The following is a 15,710-nucleotide window of genomic DNA, read 5'->3' on the forward strand; positions in this document are numbered from 1 at the left end:
TTTCGACACCCGATATTCGCCAGATGACACCCGCAGGGCGACAATAGGGGACGATGGACTTCTACAACGCCTACAGCCAGGGCTTTGCCCGGGTTGCCGCGTGCACGCACCACACCGCGATCGGCGATCCTGCCGCCAACGCCGCCTCAGTGTTGCGGGCGGCCCGCAAGTGCCACGACGACGGTGTGGCATTTGCTGTTTTCCCGGAGTTGACGTTGTCCGGCTATTCCATCGAAGACGTCCTGCTGCAGGACGTCTTGTTGGATGCGGTCGAGGACGCGGTGCGCGACATCGTCGCGGCTTCCAGCACCCTGCTGCCGGTTCTGGTGGTCGGTGCACCGCTGCGTCACCGGCACCGCATCTACAACACCGCCGTGGTGATCCACCGCGGTGCGGTGCTGGGCGTCGCACCCAAGTCGTATCTGCCGACCTACCGCGAGTTTTACGAGCGGCGCCAGATCGCGCCCGGCGACGACGAACACGGCACCATCCGGATCGCCGGCGCGGACGCACCGTTCGGCCCGGATCTGTTGTTCGCGGCGTCCGACCTGGCCGGCTTCGTCCTGCACGTCGAAATCTGCGAGGACATGTTCGTGCCGATTCCGCCCAGCGCCGAAGCGGCGCTGGCGGGCGCGACGGTGTTGGCGAACCTGTCGGGCAGCCCGATCACGATCGGCCGTGCCGGCGACCGCTCGCTGTTGGCGCGCTCAGCGTCGCAGCGGTGCCTGGCCGCCTACGTGTATGCCGCTGCCGGAGAAGGAGAGTCGACCACCGACCTGGCGTGGGACGGCCAAACCATGATCTGGGAGAACGGTGTCCTGCTCGCCGAGTCGGAGCGTTTCCCCAAGGGGGAGCGGCGCAGTGTCGCCGACATCGACCTCGAGCTGATTCGCTCCGAGCGACTGCGGATGGGCACCTTCGACGACAACCGCCGCCATCACCGGACATCGATAGAATCGTTCCGGCGGATCACCTTTCGACTGCAGCCACCGGTCGGAGACCTCGGACTGCGCCGCAACATCGAGCGGTTCCCGTTTGTGCCTGCCGATGCGCAACGGTTGCAGCAGGACTGCTACGAGGCATACAGCATTCAGGTCGCCGGACTCGAACAACGGTTGCGGGCCCTGAACTTTCCCAAGGTCGTCATCGGAATATCCGGTGGCCTGGACTCGACGCACGCGCTGGTCGTGGCCGCACGCGCGATGGACCGAGAAGACCGTCCGCGCAGCGACATTCTGGCGTTCACCCTGCCCGGCTTCGCCACCGGCGAGCACACCAAACGCAACGCCGTCGAGCTGTGTCGCGCGCTCGGTGTCACCTTTGCCGAGATCGACATCACCGAGACCGCATCGCTGATGCTCAAGGAGATGGACCACCCGTTCTCGCGCGGCGAAAAGGTGTACGACGTCACGTTCGAGAACGTCCAGGCTGGGCTGCGCACCGACTACCTGTTCCGGCTGGCCAATCAGCGTGGCGGGATCGTTCTGGGCACCGGTGATCTGTCCGAATTAGGGCTGGGTTGGTCGACGTACGGTGTGGGCGACCAGATGTCGCACTACAACGTCAACGCCGGTGTGCCGAAAACGTTGATCCAGCACTTGATCCGCTGGGTGATCTCCTCCGACCAGTTCCCGCCGGAGGTGGGGGAGGTGTTGCAGTCGGTGCTCGACACCGAGATCACTCCCGAACTCGTGCCAAGCGGCGAGGAGGAAGAGCTGCAGAGCAGCGAGGCGAAAGTCGGCCCCTTTGCTCTGCAGGACTTCTCGTTGTATCAAGTGCTGCGCTACGGATTCCGGCCGGCGAAGGTCGCGTTCCTGGCATGGCATGCGTGGAGTGATGCCGACAGCGGCAACTGGCCGCCGGGTTTCCCGGAGAGCAAGCGGCCGTCGTACTCGCTCAAAGAGATTCGGCACTGGCTGCAGATCTTCGTGCAGCGGTTCTATTCGTTCAGCCAGTTCAAGCGCTCGGCCTTGCCCAATGGCCCCAAGGTGTCCCACGGTGGCGCGCTCTCGCCGCGCGGGGACTGGCGCGCGCCGTCGGACATGTCGGCGCAGGCCTGGCTCGACGCGATCGAGCGCGACATTCCCGAGGACTAGGGCCGCACCGGGCGAGAGGCTTCGGTCAGCGTTCCGCGCGACAGTACATGCCCTGCCCTCTGCTTGAGTAGCGCCTTGGATCTGTCGGCGCCGTCCGGGATCGGCTTGTCGAGGGTGAACACCAGGCAGCGGTAGCGGTGCGGACCGTGGCCCGGAATCGGCCGCGGGCCGGCACTATGCCTTCGGCGGGCCCCAATACTTAACTGCATTAGCGTTTTCAAGGACCGTGAGTGCCCCGTTTCGATTCCGAGATGAGTCGGCTTGGGCGTCGGGGACCTGCGGTGGGAAGGTCTGGCTGGTGCCGTTGATGCTGATGGTGGCGCTGCGTAGCGGGCGGAGTTGTTTGACGACGTTCGCGATGGCCAGGCCGGTCTTGTCCTGGATGGCGTGGGAGACGGCCAGGGCGGTGAACACGATGCTCAGGTGCGCTTCGATCGACTCGCGTACGTGGTGGAAGATCGGCCGGGCCTGGAGGTCGGTCTTGGACATCCGGCATGAGCGTTCCACGTGCCAGAGTTCGTGGTATTTGCCGATCACCTCGCTGGCCGACATGTGGGCGGCGTCGATGTTGGTGACATAGCCCTTGAGGCCGATGAGCCCACCGGCGCGGGCGAGGCTGGCTTCATCGAGGGTGCGCTGATCGCCGGCGACGGTGACGAACCGGGTGGCCTTGGCTTTCTTCTCTCCGGCGATGACCTGTTTGGCGCGGGCTTCTTGGGCGTCGAGGGTTTTCTGACGTGGAAATCGCATCCCGGGTGGGGCCAATATTGGCGACGACACGCTGACCCCACCGCCCAGCGGATCACCGCCCAAGTGGAGCCAAAATTCGTGCAGAAAAACGACCCAACTGGGGCCAACTCAGGTGATCACACGCAACGGGCCGAAATAATCTCGAACCTGTAGCCACTGTTATTGCGCGACATGCCATTAGGTGGCCCCGTCAAAGTTCCTCATTACTCGGGGCGTCATCTCCGCGAATTCACGTACACCCGGATAGTCTCAGGGTAGGTTGTTGGGGCAGCGGGAGGAGGGACCACCGCCATGTCGGTAGCTAGGCGTCCGTGCGTCATAGGGGGCTCGGCGCTCATAGCGTCCAGCCTCGTCGCGGTCACCCCGGTGGCGTCTCCGCCGGATCTCACTCGCATCAAGAGCGCGGATGTGCGTCTGGTCGACGCTGGCAGCGCTGCGCTCGGCGACGGCCTGGGTAGCCTCTCGGGCCTTTTCAGCGACGGTGGTCTTTTTGGCGACGGTAGCCTGCTCAATATCCCGTACAACATATTCGCCGACATCGTCAACATTCCCTACACGGAGTCCTTGGCGTTGCAGGAGTTCGCGTACGCCCTCGGCCCGGCGGGCTCGGTCGGCGGGGTGGCGGGCTGGATTCCGCCGGGCACGGCGGACGGTGGCGTGGATGTCATCAACGGGCAGGATTATTACGCCTTGGGCGGGACCGGCAGTTGGTGGATGGAATCCATAGGCAACACCTGGGGCTGGGACAACGGCAACTGGCCACAGGTAGACGCGCTGCTCCACTTTGTGCTGCCGTTGCAGTGGACCGAAGGTTTGGCCGCGTCAATCCAGTCTGTCGGGCAATCCTCGTTCATCGATGGGTCCGCCGTCAACTGCGAGTTTCAATGCTCCGACTTGGTGGGCTATCTCGGCGGCTGGTTGACCCATCTTGGTAACGTATTTGACTCGACCTACCCAGTAACAACAACAGACACCATCGGGGAACATGGCACCGCGAGCCCTACTTTTCCGGACGGCGTCGTCAATGTGGGCCCAGCCGGATTTCAGGACACTGCGATCTGGTCTGGCCAGCCAGTGGAACTGAACGGCCAGCCATTCAACCCACTACTGGAGACCTTCCAGGCCATCTGGCAAAACGCGGTCGAAAGTCCGCTGAACAACCCGATCATGCTCCCGAATATCGGCGATGTATTCGCCAGCGCCGCGAAACTCGGCCAGGACCTCATTAACGACTTCGACCCGTTCATTCAGGGCAGTTTCGCTTACTGGGGCGCCGATACGCTTTACAGCATCCCGTCCCTGATTAATGGACTAGTCCATGACGTCTCGTTGGGCCTCATACCGAACGAATTCATTCTGGCCAACAACGGCGCGGAGCCCCTGTCGGGGTACACCGATGGTCCTGCATCGCTGCCGCAGGGCCTCGCCAATGGGGTCCAGTTCCTATTCACAGGGGCTGATGGGCATCATGGTCTGCTGGGATTCCTGGACCCCGCCACATGGCTGCCCCAAGGCGCAAGCGCGGCGGCGGACGCCAGCACAGCTGCGGCTGCAACCACCGACGCCGGCAACCTGCTCGGATCGCTGGGCGACCCCGGCGGGCTGTTGGCCGAGTTCAGCTCGCTCGTGCCCAACCTGGGCACCGACCTTGCGTCGATGGCGCCCCAGCTCTCCGCGGATCTCGGTTCTTGGGCCCCCGACCTGGCGGCGTCGCTTATCCCTTAGGGCTGAGCAGCGTTCAGCGGAAACGGCATAGAGATTTGTCGTCGTCAGCACCTCACGTGAATCTTCTCGTCAGAGGTCGGTAGACGTCGTCGAATCCGACACCCGGCCACCGCCCACGGTGATCGGCGGGGCGCTGAACATCGACGCAGAGATGCTGCACATCTGGAGGGGGCGCAGCGAGCGAAGAACTTGTGAGCCATTGATGATCACCGAGGCCTGGCTGCCGGCCGATCTCACCGACGTGTTGACCGCGTCGGCACCGCGACGGAGGCCAGTGTACGAGTTGCTGTCCGCCGCGGGCATTGTCGTCCCACCGTAGTCGCGTGCTGCACACCGGCGACGGCTTCGTGCTCGCCCACGACGTGCGCCGCGATCCGCGGTGACGAATCAGCCCGGCCGCGTTGCCTTATCGATCGCGGCGGCGGACGGCGCGCAGTCGCCGGCGCCGGGCACCAGCGTCGCGAGCGCGCCGGCGGCGCAGGCTCGCTGTATCGCCCGGTCGCGGCCGTCGCCCCAGTTGGCCGCCAGCACTCCCGCGAACACGTCACCGGCGCCGGAGGTGTCAAGCGCAGCCACCTCGGGCGCGGCCACGGTGAAGTCCGAGCCCTCGCCAGCGTAGCCCGCGCCCCGGGCGCCGAGCGTGGTGACCTTGTGTGGAACGGGCCAAACCCATTGCGCGGCCTCAGTTTCGTTGACGACCAACACATCGGTCACTTCCGCCAGCCGGGCCAGCTCGTCGGCGTCGCCGCCCGTGGGTGAGGCATTGAGGATGACGGTCACCCCGGCCGCGTGCGCTTCGCGAGCCGCCGCGATCGCCGTGGTGAGTGGAATCTCCAACTGCAGCAACAACACATCACTGTCCGCGACCATCCGCCGGGTCGTCGCCGAGTCCAGCGTCAGCCGCCGGTTGGCTTCCGGCGCGACGACGATGATGTTCTCGCCGGCCGCGTCGACGATCACGGCAGCGCTGCCGCTGCGCCCGGGCACGGTGATCAGGCCGTCGGTGCCGACGCCGTTCCCGTCGAGGTGCGCGCGTAATTGTGCTGCCGCCTCGTCATCGCCGACGGCGCCGACGAACTGCACGTCAGCGCCCGCGCGCGCCGCGGCTACCGCCTGATTGGCGCCCTTGCCGCCCGGTGCCGAGCGCACCGATACCGCCAATGCCGTCTCACCCGGGCGGGGCAGATTCGCGACATCAAACCCGGTATCCATATTCACGCTGCCCACCACACACACCCGCATCATTGTGCCGACGGTATGGAGAACTGACCGGATGCACAAACGTCGTGTTGATAACGGTTTCGGGCAAATCTCATTTCGCCTCTCGGGAGGCGTTATTCTGCTGCGTGATCTGGGCTTTTTAGCCCGGTGCCGCCGGTGACGATGCGGGCCGGTACGGCCCCGGTAAGGAGCGGGGTCATCAGACAGCGAAAGGACGCCGATTGACGCCGCAGGGCTCAGTTGATCCCGCACCGGACAATCAACCGGTGCGGTTCACAATTGGCAGGCGTCATCACCGAGGGCGGCTGCCCAAACTGAGCATCCAATCCAAAATTATGGTGCTGCTGCTGGTTTCCAGTCTGGCGTCGCTGGCGGTCATCTGCGGCGTCGCCTACGTCTCCGGCCGACACACGTTGCTGCCCATCGCAGCCGAGCGCATGACCCAGTTGCGCGAGGGGCAGAAGCGGGCGATCGAGATGTTGTTCGCCGACCTGTCGAACTCGCTGGCGATCTACAGTCGCGGGCTCACTGCTGACGAAGCGATCCAGGCATTCGCCGCCGGGTTCGACCAATTACAGGACGCACCAACCGATCCCGGGCAACAACGAGCGTTGGAGCAGTACTACACCGACAAGCTGGTCAAACCGATCCAGCAGACTACCGGCCAGAAACTGGACATCGCTGCGTTGTTGCCGAGCAGCAACGCCCAACGATACCTCCAACTTCGCTACACACTTCCGTCGGCGGGCAGCGCGGCCCCGCCGGAAGACGCGGGCGACGGCAGCGCATGGTCGGCGGCGAACGCACGCTTCAACAGCTACTTTCGCGAGATTGCGACCCGCTTCGAATATCGCGATGTGATGCTGCTCGACACCCGCGGCAATGTGGTCTACAGCGTCAACAAAGGTCCCGCTCTGGGTACCAACATCCTCAACGGCCCATATCGCGCGTCGAACTTGCGTAGCGCCTACGAGAAGGCAATGTCCTCCGACTCGGTCGATTTTGTCTGGATCACCGATTTCCAGCCGTTTCAGGCATCCGGCGGAATGCCCATTGCGTGGCTGGTGTCGCCGATAGGCGCGCCGGGCAAGACGGACGGGGTGATGGCGCTCCCGCTGCCGATCTCGAAGGTCAACCGGATCATGACCGCCGACCAGCACTGGAAAGCCGCCGGCATGGGATCAACAGCGGAGACGTACCTGGCCGGCCCGGACGGCCTGATGCGGTCCGATTCGCGGCTGTTCCTGCAAGACCCCGACAAATACCAGCGCGACGCGGTGGCGGCCGGGACGCCGGCCGACATCGTCGCCAAGGCAATCCGGTGGCACGGCACCACGCTGGTGCAGCCCGTCGAGACCAACGCGTTCCGAGCCGCGCAACGCGGGCAGAGCGGAACGGTCATGGATACCGGCTACCTGGGCGACCACGAACTCGCCGCGTACGCCCCGGTGGCTATCGCGAATTCGGATCTACGCTGGTCGATTCTGGCCACTCGGGACAGCGAAGAGGCCTACTCGCGAATAGCGTCCTTCACTCGCACATTGGTGGTCACCGCCGCGGTGCTGGTTTTCGTGCTGTGCGTGCTCGCGCTGCTGATCGCCCAGAAATTCGTGGGACCCATCCGGCGGCTGCGGGCTGGCGCGGAAGAGATCAGCGCCGGTAATTACGACGTCTCGATACCGGTCACCACGAACGACGAAATCGGCGATCTGACAGCCGCTTTCAACGCAATGAGCCGCAATCTGGAGATCAAGGAGGGGCTGCTCACCGAACAGCGCGAGGAAAACGACCGGCTGCTGCTCTCGCTGATGCCTGAAACGGTCGTGCAGCGTTATCGCGACGGCGAGCAAACCATCGCGCAGGAGCACCAGGATGTGACCGTGATCTTCGCCGACATCATCGGCCTCGACGAGATCTCCAACGGCATGTCCGGCGAAGAGTTGGTCGGGGTCATCGACGAACTCATGCGTGAGCTCGATTCGACCGCCGAAGCCCTTGGCGTCGAACCTATTCGCACCGTGCACAACGGTTATCTCGCCAGCTGCGGACTCAACGTGCCGCGGCTGGACAGCGTGCCCCGAACCATCGATTTCGCCGTGGAGATGCAGCGCATCATCGAGCGGTTCAACAGCGGGAAGGGCTACCACCTGAGCATCCGGGCCGGCGTCAACACCGGCGACGTGATCAGCGGACTGGTCGGCAGATCCAGTGTCATTTATGACATGTGGGGCACGGCGGTCAGTCTGGCTCACCAGATGCGTAGCGGCGCAACCGAGTCCGGGGTTTTCGTCACCACCGACGTCTACGAGGTGATGCGCGACATCCGACAGTTCAGCGCTGCGGGGACCGTCACGGTCAACGGCGCCGAACAGCCGATCTGGCGATTGACGGACCGCAAATGACCGTCCTCGATCCGGTGTGGTTGTACTGGGCTATCGGGCTGGTCATCGGGCTACCGCTGCTGCTGATCGGTTTCACCGAATGGCACCAGTTTTTGGCGCGCAGACAGAGCGCTCTGGCACTGCCGGTCAACGTGCTGCGCAGCTATCTGGTACCACTGGCCGCGCTGCTCGTGCTGGTGGTCAAGGTGGCACAGGTGCCCGCGCACGTCGACTCGGTGCGGGTGCTGGCGACGGTATTCGGCTTCGTGGTGCTGCTCCTGGTGCTGTCGGGGCTCAACGCCACGGTGTTCGAGGGAGCGCCGGAGGGCTCGTGGCGTAAACGGGTGCCGACGATATTCCGCGATGTCACAAGGTTTTTGCTGATCGCGGTCGGTCTTGCGATGATCTTCTCCTACGTCTGGGGGGTGCGCGTCGGGGGCCTGTTCACCGCACTCGGCGTGACGTCGGTGGTGATCGGCCTGATGCTGCAGAACTCCGTCGGCCAGGTCGTGTCCGGGCTGTTCATGTTGTTCGAGCAGCCGTTCCGGATCGGAGACTGGCTGGACACACCGACCGCCCGCGGACGCATCGTGGAAGTGAATTGGCGCGCGGTTCACATCCAGACCGGGCACGGTTTGCAGATCACGCCGAACTCGGTGCTGGCCGCCATGTCGTTCACCAACATGAGTCGCCCGCCCGGCGCACACACGCTGTCGATCGGCGTCACGTTCGCACTCGCCGATCCGCCCGACCGCGTGCGTCTTCTGCTGGTGCGGACGGCGAGCGCGTTGCCGCAACGCATAAGCGATGTGGTGCCGACATCGTCGGCCGGTGGTTCGGGGGAGTATCAGGTCAGCATCGCGTTGAAGTCGCCCGCCGACGACGGCGCCGCGAAAGCGACCTTCCTGCGGTGGATCTGGTACGCGGCCCGGCGCGAGGGGCTGCATCTCGACGGCGTGAGCGACGACTTCTCCACGCTGGCGCGGGTCCAGCTGGCGATGCGGGACGTGGTGGCGCCCGCGCTGCGGCTGAGCCACACCGACCAGCAATCGCTGATCCCACACGCCAGGATGGTTCGCTACGGCACCGACGAAATAGTGCAGTACGCCGGCGAAGTGCCCACGGCGATGACGTTTTTGATCAAGGGCAGCATTCGGCGGACCACGACCGGCGACGACGGCTCGGTGACTCCGCTGAGCCTTTTGGAGGAAGGTTCGTTCCTCGGGTTGAGCTCGCTGACCCGGCAGCCTAGCCTGGCCGGCGCGTACGCGCTGGAGGAAGTGACCGCGCTCGAGATCGATCGCGAGCACATCGAAGATCTCGTGCTCCGGACACCTTTGCTGTTGCGGGAATTGGGTCGGATCATCGAGGACCGCCGCAGTGAGTCTTCGCCGATCGGGGCCGTCTCCACCCGGCGCTAGATTGCCCGCTACCCTGGGTCAATGAGCGTCCATGCCCACTCGGCGACCGACGTGCGCCAGCAGGTGCATGAGGCGGCGCGCCGGGCCAGGGTGGCGGCTCGCGTGCTGGCCGCACTGCCGACGGTCGCCAAGGATCACGCGCTGCACGTCGCCGCGGACGCGCTGGTGGCCAATACCGAGCGGATCCTGGCCGCCAACGCCGAGGATCTGGACTCGGCCCGGGCGGCCAACACGCCGGCCGCCATGCTCGACCGGCTGGCGCTGGACCGCAAGCGCGTCCAGGGCATCGCCGCCGGACTGCGTCAGGTCGCCGGCCTTCCCGACCCGGTCGGCGAGGTGCTGCGCGGCTACACGCTGCCCAACGGGCTGGCCCTGCGTCAGCAACGCGTCCCGTTCGGTGTGGTCGGGATCATCTACGAGGGCCGGCCCAACGTCACCGTCGACGCGTTCGGTCTGACGCTCAAATCCGGCAATGCCGCGCTGCTGCGTGGCAGCGCGTCCGCCGCGCACTCCAACGAGGCACTGGTCGCCGTGCTGCGCGACGCGTTGCGCAGCGAGGACCTGCCCGTCGATGCCGCACAACTGATCCAGTCGGCCGACCGCTCGTCGGTCACGCATCTGATCCAGGCCCGCGGACTGGTCGACGTGGTGATCCCGCGCGGGGGAGCCGGTTTGATCGACGCGGTGGTCCGCGACTCGCAGGTGCCGACCATCGAGACCGGAGTCGGCAACTGCCACGTCTACGTGCACGATGCCACCGACCTCGACATGGCTGAACGAATCCTGTTGAACTCCAAGACCCGTCGCCCCAGCGTGTGCAACGCGGCCGAAACGCTGCTGGTCGACCGGGCGGTCGCCGAGCAGGCCATGCCGCGACTGATCAACGCTCTGCAGGACGCCGGCGTGACCGTTCATCTGGACCCCGACGACGACCACCTGCGCCGCGAATACCTGGAGATGGAGATCGCCGTCGCAGTTGTCGACGGTGTCGACGCCGCCATTGCCCATATCAACGAATATGGCACCGGGCATACCGAGGCCATTGTCACGTCGAACATGGCGGCGGCGCAACGCTTTACCGAGGGTGTCGACGCGGCCGCGGTGATGGTGAACGCCTCGACGAGCTTCACCGACGGTGAGCAGTTCGGGTTCGGCGCCGAGATCGGCATCTCCACCCAGAAGCTGCACGCCCGCGGCCCGATGGGGCTCGCCGAACTGACCTCGACCAAGTGGATCGGCTGGGGAGACGGCCAGACCCGTCCGGCCTGACATCGCTGAGGAGAACGAAGACGTGAGTGTGCCTGCGCGGCCTGCGCCGCTGTTCGTCGACATCGACGACGTCGAACGGCGGTTGGCCGAAACCGGCTATCTGATCGACAAGGCTACCGCCACTGCGGTTTTCCTGGCCGACCGGCTCGGCAAGCCGCTACTTGTCGAAGGACCTGCCGGAGTCGGCAAGACGGAACTCGCGCGCGCCGTGGCGCAGGCGACTGGATCCGGCTTGGTCCGCCTGCAGTGCTACGAAGGTGTCGACGAGGCCCGCGCGCTCTACGAGTGGAACCACGCCAAGCAGATACTTCGTATTCAATCCGGCTCCGATAACTGGGATCAGACCAAGACCGACGTCTTCACCGAGGAATTTCTGCTGTCCCGGCCACTGCTGACCGCGATCCGGCGCACCGAGCCGACCGTGCTGCTGATCGACGAAACCGACAAGGCCGACATCGAAATCGAAGGACTGCTGCTGGAGGTGCTGTCCGACTTCGCTGTCACCGTGCCGGAATTGGGCACCATCAGCGCCCAGCGCCGCCCGTTCACGGTGCTGACCTCCAACGCCACCCGCGAATTGTCCGAAGCCCTCAAACGACGCTGCCTGTTCCTGCACATCGACTTTCCCAGCCCGGAGCTGGAACGCCGGATCCTGTTGTCCCGGGTTCCCGAGCTGCCTGACCACATCGCTCAGGAGATGGTCCGCATCATCGGTGTGCTGCGGGGCATGCAACTCAAGAAGCTGCCGTCGGTGGCCGAGACCATCGACTGGGGACGGACCGTGCTCGCGCTCGGTATGGACACCATCGACGACGCGACGATCGCCGCCACGTTGGGTGTGGTGCTCAAGCACCAGTCCGATCAGCAGCGCGCCACTTCCGAACTGCGGCTGAACTGAGCAGCTGATGGCCGTCCGTCGCGTCCGCCCCAGCCAGCCGCTGGCCCCGCATGGTCTGCCGGGTCACCTGGTCGGGTTCGTCGAAGCGCTTCGCGGACAAGGTATCTCGGTCGGGCCGTCTGAAACGGTGGACGCCGGCCGGGTGATGGGCGTCCTGGGTCTCGGCGACCGCGAGATCCTGCGCGAGGGTCTGGCGTGCGCGGTGCTGCGACGGCCCGAGCACCGCGAAACCTATGACGCGATGTTTGACCTGTGGTGGCCGGCCGCCTTGGGTACACGAGCCGCGGTCACCGAAGAAGACGCCATCGACCCCGCGATGCAGCTGCCGCCCGACGATGTCGAGGCGATGCGCCGGATGCTGCTCGACCTGCTCACCGAGAACCCCGATCTCGCCGAGATGGACGACCGGCTGGTGGCGATGATCGCCCAGATCGTAGACGCCTACGGCAAATACAACTCCAGCCGCGGACCGTCGTACTCGTCGTATCAGGCGCTCAAATCGATGGCACTCGACGAGCTGGAGGGCAAGCTGCTGGCCGGGCTGCTCGCCCCGTACGGTGACGAGCCCACGCCGACCCAGGAGGAGATCGCCAAAGCGCTTGCCGCGCAGCGGATCACTCAGCTCCGAAAGATGGTCGACGCCGAGACCAAACGACGTACCGCCGAGCAGCTCGGCCGCGAGCACGTCCAGATGTACGGCATCCCACAGCTATCCGAGAACGTCGAGTTCCTGCGCGCCTCGGGTGAGCAGTTGCGCTCCATGCGGCGCGTCGTGCAACCACTGGCCCGCACGCTGGCGACCCGGCTGGCCGCGCGCCGACGTCGCGCCCGCGCGGGTGCGATCGACCTGCGCAAGACGCTGCGCAAGTCGATGTCCACCGGCGGCGTGCCGATCGACCTGGTGCTGCGCAAGCCGCGCCCAGCGCGCCCCGAGCTGGTGGTGTTGTGCGATGTGTCCGGCTCGGTCGCCGGGTTCAGCCACTTCACCCTGCTGCTGGTGCACGCGCTGCGCCAGCAGTTCTCTCGGGTGCGGGTGTTCGCGTTCATCGACACCAGCGACGAGGTCACCCACATGTTCGGCCCGGACGCCGACCTGGCCGTCGCGATCCAACGGATCACCCGCGAAGCCTCGGTCTACACCCGCGACGGTCACAGCGATTACGGCAACGCGTTCGTCTCGTTCATTCAGGCCCACCCGAACGTGCTCTCGCCGCGCAGCTCGCTGCTGGTGCTGGGCGACGGGCGGACGAACTACCGCGACCCGGCCACCGACGTGCTGTCACACATGGTGACCGCCAGCCGGCACGCACACTGGCTCAACCCCGAGCCCAAGCACCTGTGGGGCAGCGGCGACTCGGCGGTGCCGCGCTACCAAGAGGTGATCACCATGCACGAGTGCCGCTCCGCCAAGCAGCTGGCCGCGGTGATCGACCAGCTTTTGCCGGTTTAGCCGGTGGGCAACCGGCGCAGAGAACGAGCGTAACGTCACTGCGACGTTGTCCGCGGTTTTGCGCCGTGGCGTTACGTTCGCGGCCGCCGCCCCGCTCCAACGCGCTCAAGTAAGCTGGCAAACCGTGCAAACGCGTCGGCTGGGAGTCATGGGTGGGACGTTCGATCCCATCCACAACGGACACCTGGTTGCCGCCAGCGAGGTCGCTGACCGATTCGACCTCGACGAGGTGGTGTTCGTCCCCACCGGCCAACCCTGGCTGAAAGGCCGCGAGGTCAGCGCCGGCGAAGACCGCTACCTGATGACGGTGATCGCCACCGCGGCCAACCCGCGCTTCGCGGTCAGCCGGGTCGACATCGACCGCGGCGGCCCGACCTACACCAAGGACACCCTGCGGGATCTGCAGTCGCTCAACCCGGACTCCGACCTCTACTTCATCACCGGCGCCGACGCGCTGGCGTCCATCCTGTCCTGGCAGGACCTCGACGAGCTGTTCGCCGCGGCACGGTTCGTCGGCGTCAGCCGTCCCGGCTACGAGCTCGGCAGCGAGCATCTCGCCGGTGTGCTCGAGGGCTTCCCCGAGGACGCGCTGTCACTCGTCGAAATCCCGGCCCTGGCAATCTCTTCCACCGACTGCCGAATGCGCGCCGGGCAAGGCCGCCCGCTGTGGTACCTGATGCCCGACGGCGTCGTGCAATACATCTCCAAGACCGGTCTCTACCGCAAACCGGGGGAGGAAGCGTGACCGCCGCGCCCGAGGCCATCGACATGGCGGCAGTCGCAGCGCGCGCGGCCGCCTCGAAGCTCGCCGACGACGTCGTCGTCATCGACGTCTCCGATCAGCTGGTCATCACCGACTGCTTCGTGATCGCGTCGGCGTCCAACGAGCGTCAGGTCAACGCGATCGTCGACGAGGTCGAGGAGAAGATGCGCGCGGCGGGATACAAGCCCGCCCGCCGGGAAGGCACCCGCGAGGGCCGCTGGACGTTGCTGGACTACGTCGACATCGTGGTGCACATCCAGCATCAGGACGAACGCGACTTCTACGCCCTCGACCGGCTGTGGCGGGATTGTCCCGTGGTGGCGGTGGACGTGTCATGACCATCCGTCGGCTGGTGATGTTGCGGCACGGCCAGACCGCGTTCAATGTCGGCAGCCGGATGCAGGGCCAACTCGACACCGAGTTGACCGAACTGGGCCGCGCACAAGCGGTGGCCGCGGCCGAGGCGCTCGCCAAGCATCAGCCGGTGCTCATCGTGTCCTCGGATCTACGCCGCGCCTACGACACCGCGGTTGCGTTGCAGGAACGCACCGGGCTGCGGGTACGGGCCGACGACCGCCTGCGCGAAACCCACCTCGGTGACTGGCAGGGCATGACCCACGCCGAGATCGACACAACAGCGCCGGGTGCCCGGTTGGCGTGGCGCGACAACGCCACGTGGGCACCGCACGGCGGGGAGGACCGGGTCGACGTCGCCGCGCGCGGCGTGCCGTTGGTCGCCGAGCTGGTCGCCGGCGAGGCCGAGTGGGGCGCCGACGACGAACCGGTGCGGCCGGTCGTGCTGGTCACCCACGGCGGCCTGATCGCCGCGCTGACCGCGGCGTTGCTGCGGCTGCCGGTCGGAAACTGGCCGGTGTTGGGGGGCATGGGCAATGCGAGTTGGACGCAGCTGTCCGGGCACACCGAGTCCGGCGCTGCGGCCGACGATTTCGACGCCATCCGGTGGCGGCTCGACGTGTGGAACGCATCGGCACAGGTTGCGGGCGATGTCCTCTGAGCCGCGCCCGACCCTGCTGGTCTTCGCCGACTCGCTGGCCTACTACGGCCCGACCGGTGGCCTGCCGGCAGATGACCCGCGCATCTGGCCCAATCTCGTCGTAGCCGAACTGGGTTGGGATTTGGAGCTGATCGGCCGCATCGGGTGGACGTGCCGGGATATCTGGTGGGCGGCCACCCAGGACCCGCGGGCCTGGGCGGCGCTGCCCCGGGCCGGCGCGGTGGTGTTCGCAACCAGCGGCATGGACTCGTTGCCCTCGCCGTTGCCGACCGCGCTGCGCGAGCTCATCCGTTACGTGCGTCCGCCGTGGCTGCGGCGCTGGGTTCGGGACGGCTACGGATGGGTGCAGCCGCGGCTGTCGCCGGTGTCGCGAGCCGCGCTACCGCCGCGCCTGTCCGTCGCGTATCTCGAAGATGCCCGTGGCGCAATCGATTTCAACCGACCGGGCATCCCGATGGTGGCGTCGTTGCCGTCGGTGCACATCGCCGAGGCGTATGGCAAGGCGCACCACGGGAGGGCAGGCACCGTTGCGGCGATCACCGCGTGGGCCGACGAGCACGACGTTGCACTGGTCGACTTGAAAGCCGCGGTCGCCGACGAGGTGATGAACGGTCGGGGCAATCCGGACGGCATTCACTGGAACTTCGCGGCGCACCGGGCGGTCGCGGAACTGATGCTCAAGGCGCTGGCCGAGGCCGGCGTCAGAGTCGACAGCTGAGTT

Annotated in this window: 13 protein-coding genes and 1 pseudogene; 11 read left to right on the top strand and 3 right to left on the bottom strand. The window is 66.0% G+C overall.

What is annotated here, in order from left to right; genetic code table 11:
* The first annotated feature begins 53 nt into the window (after positions 1 to 53).
* Entirely contained in the window at positions 54 to 2,096 is a 2,043-nt protein-coding gene (locus ABDV69_RS02855) for an NAD(+) synthase (protein WP_343571833.1), read from the top strand.
* Positions 2,097 to 2,326: 230 nt separating this feature from the next.
* On the opposite strand, the pseudogene ABDV69_RS02860 reads toward ABDV69_RS02855, so the two are convergent.
* Positions 2,327 to 2,834 (bottom strand): annotated as a pseudogene (locus tag ABDV69_RS02860) (IS1634 family transposase); the annotation flags it as partial.
* A 378-nt stretch (positions 2,835 to 3,212) separates the two neighbouring features.
* Between ABDV69_RS02860 and ABDV69_RS02865 the strand changes: the two are divergent.
* Positions 3,213 to 4,571, top strand: coding sequence for a hypothetical protein (locus ABDV69_RS02865; RefSeq protein WP_343571834.1), 1,359 nt, complete (start codon positions 3,213 to 3,215; stop codon positions 4,569 to 4,571).
* Between the two features lie 69 nt (positions 4,572 to 4,640).
* Here ABDV69_RS02865 and ABDV69_RS02870 read toward each other — a convergent pair whose 3' ends face one another.
* Both ABDV69_RS02870 and ABDV69_RS02875 read right to left on the bottom strand, forming a co-directional pair.
* Complete coding sequence (locus ABDV69_RS02870) at positions 4,641 to 4,874, bottom strand: hypothetical protein (RefSeq protein WP_343571835.1); 234 nt, start codon at positions 4,872 to 4,874, stop codon at positions 4,641 to 4,643.
* A gap of 84 nt (positions 4,875 to 4,958) precedes the next feature.
* Complete coding sequence (locus ABDV69_RS02875) at positions 4,959 to 5,816, bottom strand: PfkB family carbohydrate kinase (RefSeq protein WP_343571836.1); 858 nt, start codon at positions 5,814 to 5,816, stop codon at positions 4,959 to 4,961.
* Positions 5,817 to 6,127: 311 nt separating this feature from the next.
* Here ABDV69_RS02875 and ABDV69_RS02880 point away from each other — a divergent pair, with 311 nt between their 5' ends.
* From ABDV69_RS02880 to octT, 9 genes are all read left to right on the top strand, one after another.
* Positions 6,128 to 8,194: an adenylate/guanylate cyclase domain-containing protein gene (locus ABDV69_RS02880; protein ID WP_343571837.1), complete on the top strand. Its 2,067-nt coding sequence runs from the start codon at positions 6,128 to 6,130 to the stop codon at positions 8,192 to 8,194.
* Positions 8,191 to 9,594 (top strand): mechanosensitive ion channel family protein, encoded by a 1,404-nt coding sequence (locus tag ABDV69_RS02885; RefSeq protein WP_343571838.1) that lies wholly within the window; start codon positions 8,191 to 8,193, stop codon positions 9,592 to 9,594. Before ABDV69_RS02880 ends, ABDV69_RS02885 begins: the two co-directional genes overlap by 4 nt.
* 21 nt (positions 9,595 to 9,615) lie before the next feature.
* A complete protein-coding gene (locus tag ABDV69_RS02890; protein ID WP_343571839.1) occupies positions 9,616 to 10,863 on the top strand; it encodes a glutamate-5-semialdehyde dehydrogenase in 1,248 nt (415 codons plus the stop codon).
* Between the two features lie 22 nt (positions 10,864 to 10,885).
* The gene (locus ABDV69_RS02895) at positions 10,886 to 11,761 is read left to right on the top strand and encodes a MoxR family ATPase (protein ID WP_343571840.1); all 876 of its coding nucleotides are present in this window, start codon (positions 10,886 to 10,888) and stop codon (positions 11,759 to 11,761) included.
* A gap of 7 nt (positions 11,762 to 11,768) precedes the next feature.
* Positions 11,769 to 13,211: a VWA domain-containing protein gene (locus ABDV69_RS02900; RefSeq protein ID WP_343571841.1), complete on the top strand. Its 1,443-nt coding sequence runs from the start codon at positions 11,769 to 11,771 to the stop codon at positions 13,209 to 13,211.
* A gap of 139 nt (positions 13,212 to 13,350) precedes the next feature.
* Complete coding sequence (gene nadD / locus ABDV69_RS02905) at positions 13,351 to 13,956, top strand: nicotinate-nucleotide adenylyltransferase (RefSeq protein WP_343571937.1); 606 nt, start codon at positions 13,351 to 13,353, stop codon at positions 13,954 to 13,956.
* Complete coding sequence (rsfS, locus tag ABDV69_RS02910) at positions 13,953 to 14,312, top strand: ribosome silencing factor (protein ID WP_343571842.1); 360 nt, start codon at positions 13,953 to 13,955, stop codon at positions 14,310 to 14,312. Before nadD ends, rsfS begins: the two co-directional genes overlap by 4 nt.
* Entirely contained in the window at positions 14,309 to 14,989 is a 681-nt protein-coding gene (gene gpgP, locus ABDV69_RS02915; protein WP_343571843.1) for a glucosyl-3-phosphoglycerate phosphatase, read from the top strand. Before rsfS ends, gpgP begins: the two co-directional genes overlap by 4 nt.
* Positions 14,979 to 15,707: a diglucosylglycerate octanoyltransferase gene (octT, locus tag ABDV69_RS02920; protein ID WP_343571844.1), complete on the top strand. Its 729-nt coding sequence runs from the start codon at positions 14,979 to 14,981 to the stop codon at positions 15,705 to 15,707. Before gpgP ends, octT begins: the two co-directional genes overlap by 11 nt.
* Positions 15,708 to 15,710 lie beyond the last annotated feature (3 nt).

The organism is Mycobacterium sp. (assembly GCF_039583785.1).
Taxonomy (GTDB): domain Bacteria; phylum Actinomycetota; class Actinomycetes; order Mycobacteriales; family Mycobacteriaceae; genus Mycobacterium.

What these genes read in the sequence shown, in the direction of transcription:
- ABDV69_RS02880 (WP_343571837.1), top strand. Translation starts at nt 6,128, where the DNA reads ATGGTGCTGCTGCTGGTTTCCAGTCTGGCGTCGCTGGCGGTCATCTGC.
- octT (WP_343571844.1), top strand. Translation starts at nt 14,979, where the DNA reads ATGTCCTCTGAGCCGCGCCCGACCCTGCTGGTCTTCGCCGACTCGCTG.
- gpgP (WP_343571843.1), top strand. Translation starts at nt 14,309, where the DNA reads ATGACCATCCGTCGGCTGGTGATGTTGCGGCACGGCCAGACCGCGTTC.
- ABDV69_RS02890 (WP_343571839.1), top strand. Translation starts at nt 9,616, where the DNA reads ATGAGCGTCCATGCCCACTCGGCGACCGACGTGCGCCAGCAGGTGCAT.
- ABDV69_RS02875 (WP_343571836.1), bottom strand. Translation starts at nt 5,816, where the DNA reads ATGATGCGGGTGTGTGTGGTGGGCAGCGTGAATATGGATACCGGGTTT.
- ABDV69_RS02855 (WP_343571833.1), top strand. Translation starts at nt 54, where the DNA reads ATGGACTTCTACAACGCCTACAGCCAGGGCTTTGCCCGGGTTGCCGCG.
- ABDV69_RS02870 (WP_343571835.1), bottom strand. Translation starts at nt 4,874, where the DNA reads ATGCCCGCGGCGGACAGCAACTCGTACACTGGCCTCCGTCGCGGTGCC.
- ABDV69_RS02885 (WP_343571838.1), top strand. Translation starts at nt 8,191, where the DNA reads ATGACCGTCCTCGATCCGGTGTGGTTGTACTGGGCTATCGGGCTGGTC.
- ABDV69_RS02900 (WP_343571841.1), top strand. Translation starts at nt 11,769, where the DNA reads ATGGCCGTCCGTCGCGTCCGCCCCAGCCAGCCGCTGGCCCCGCATGGT.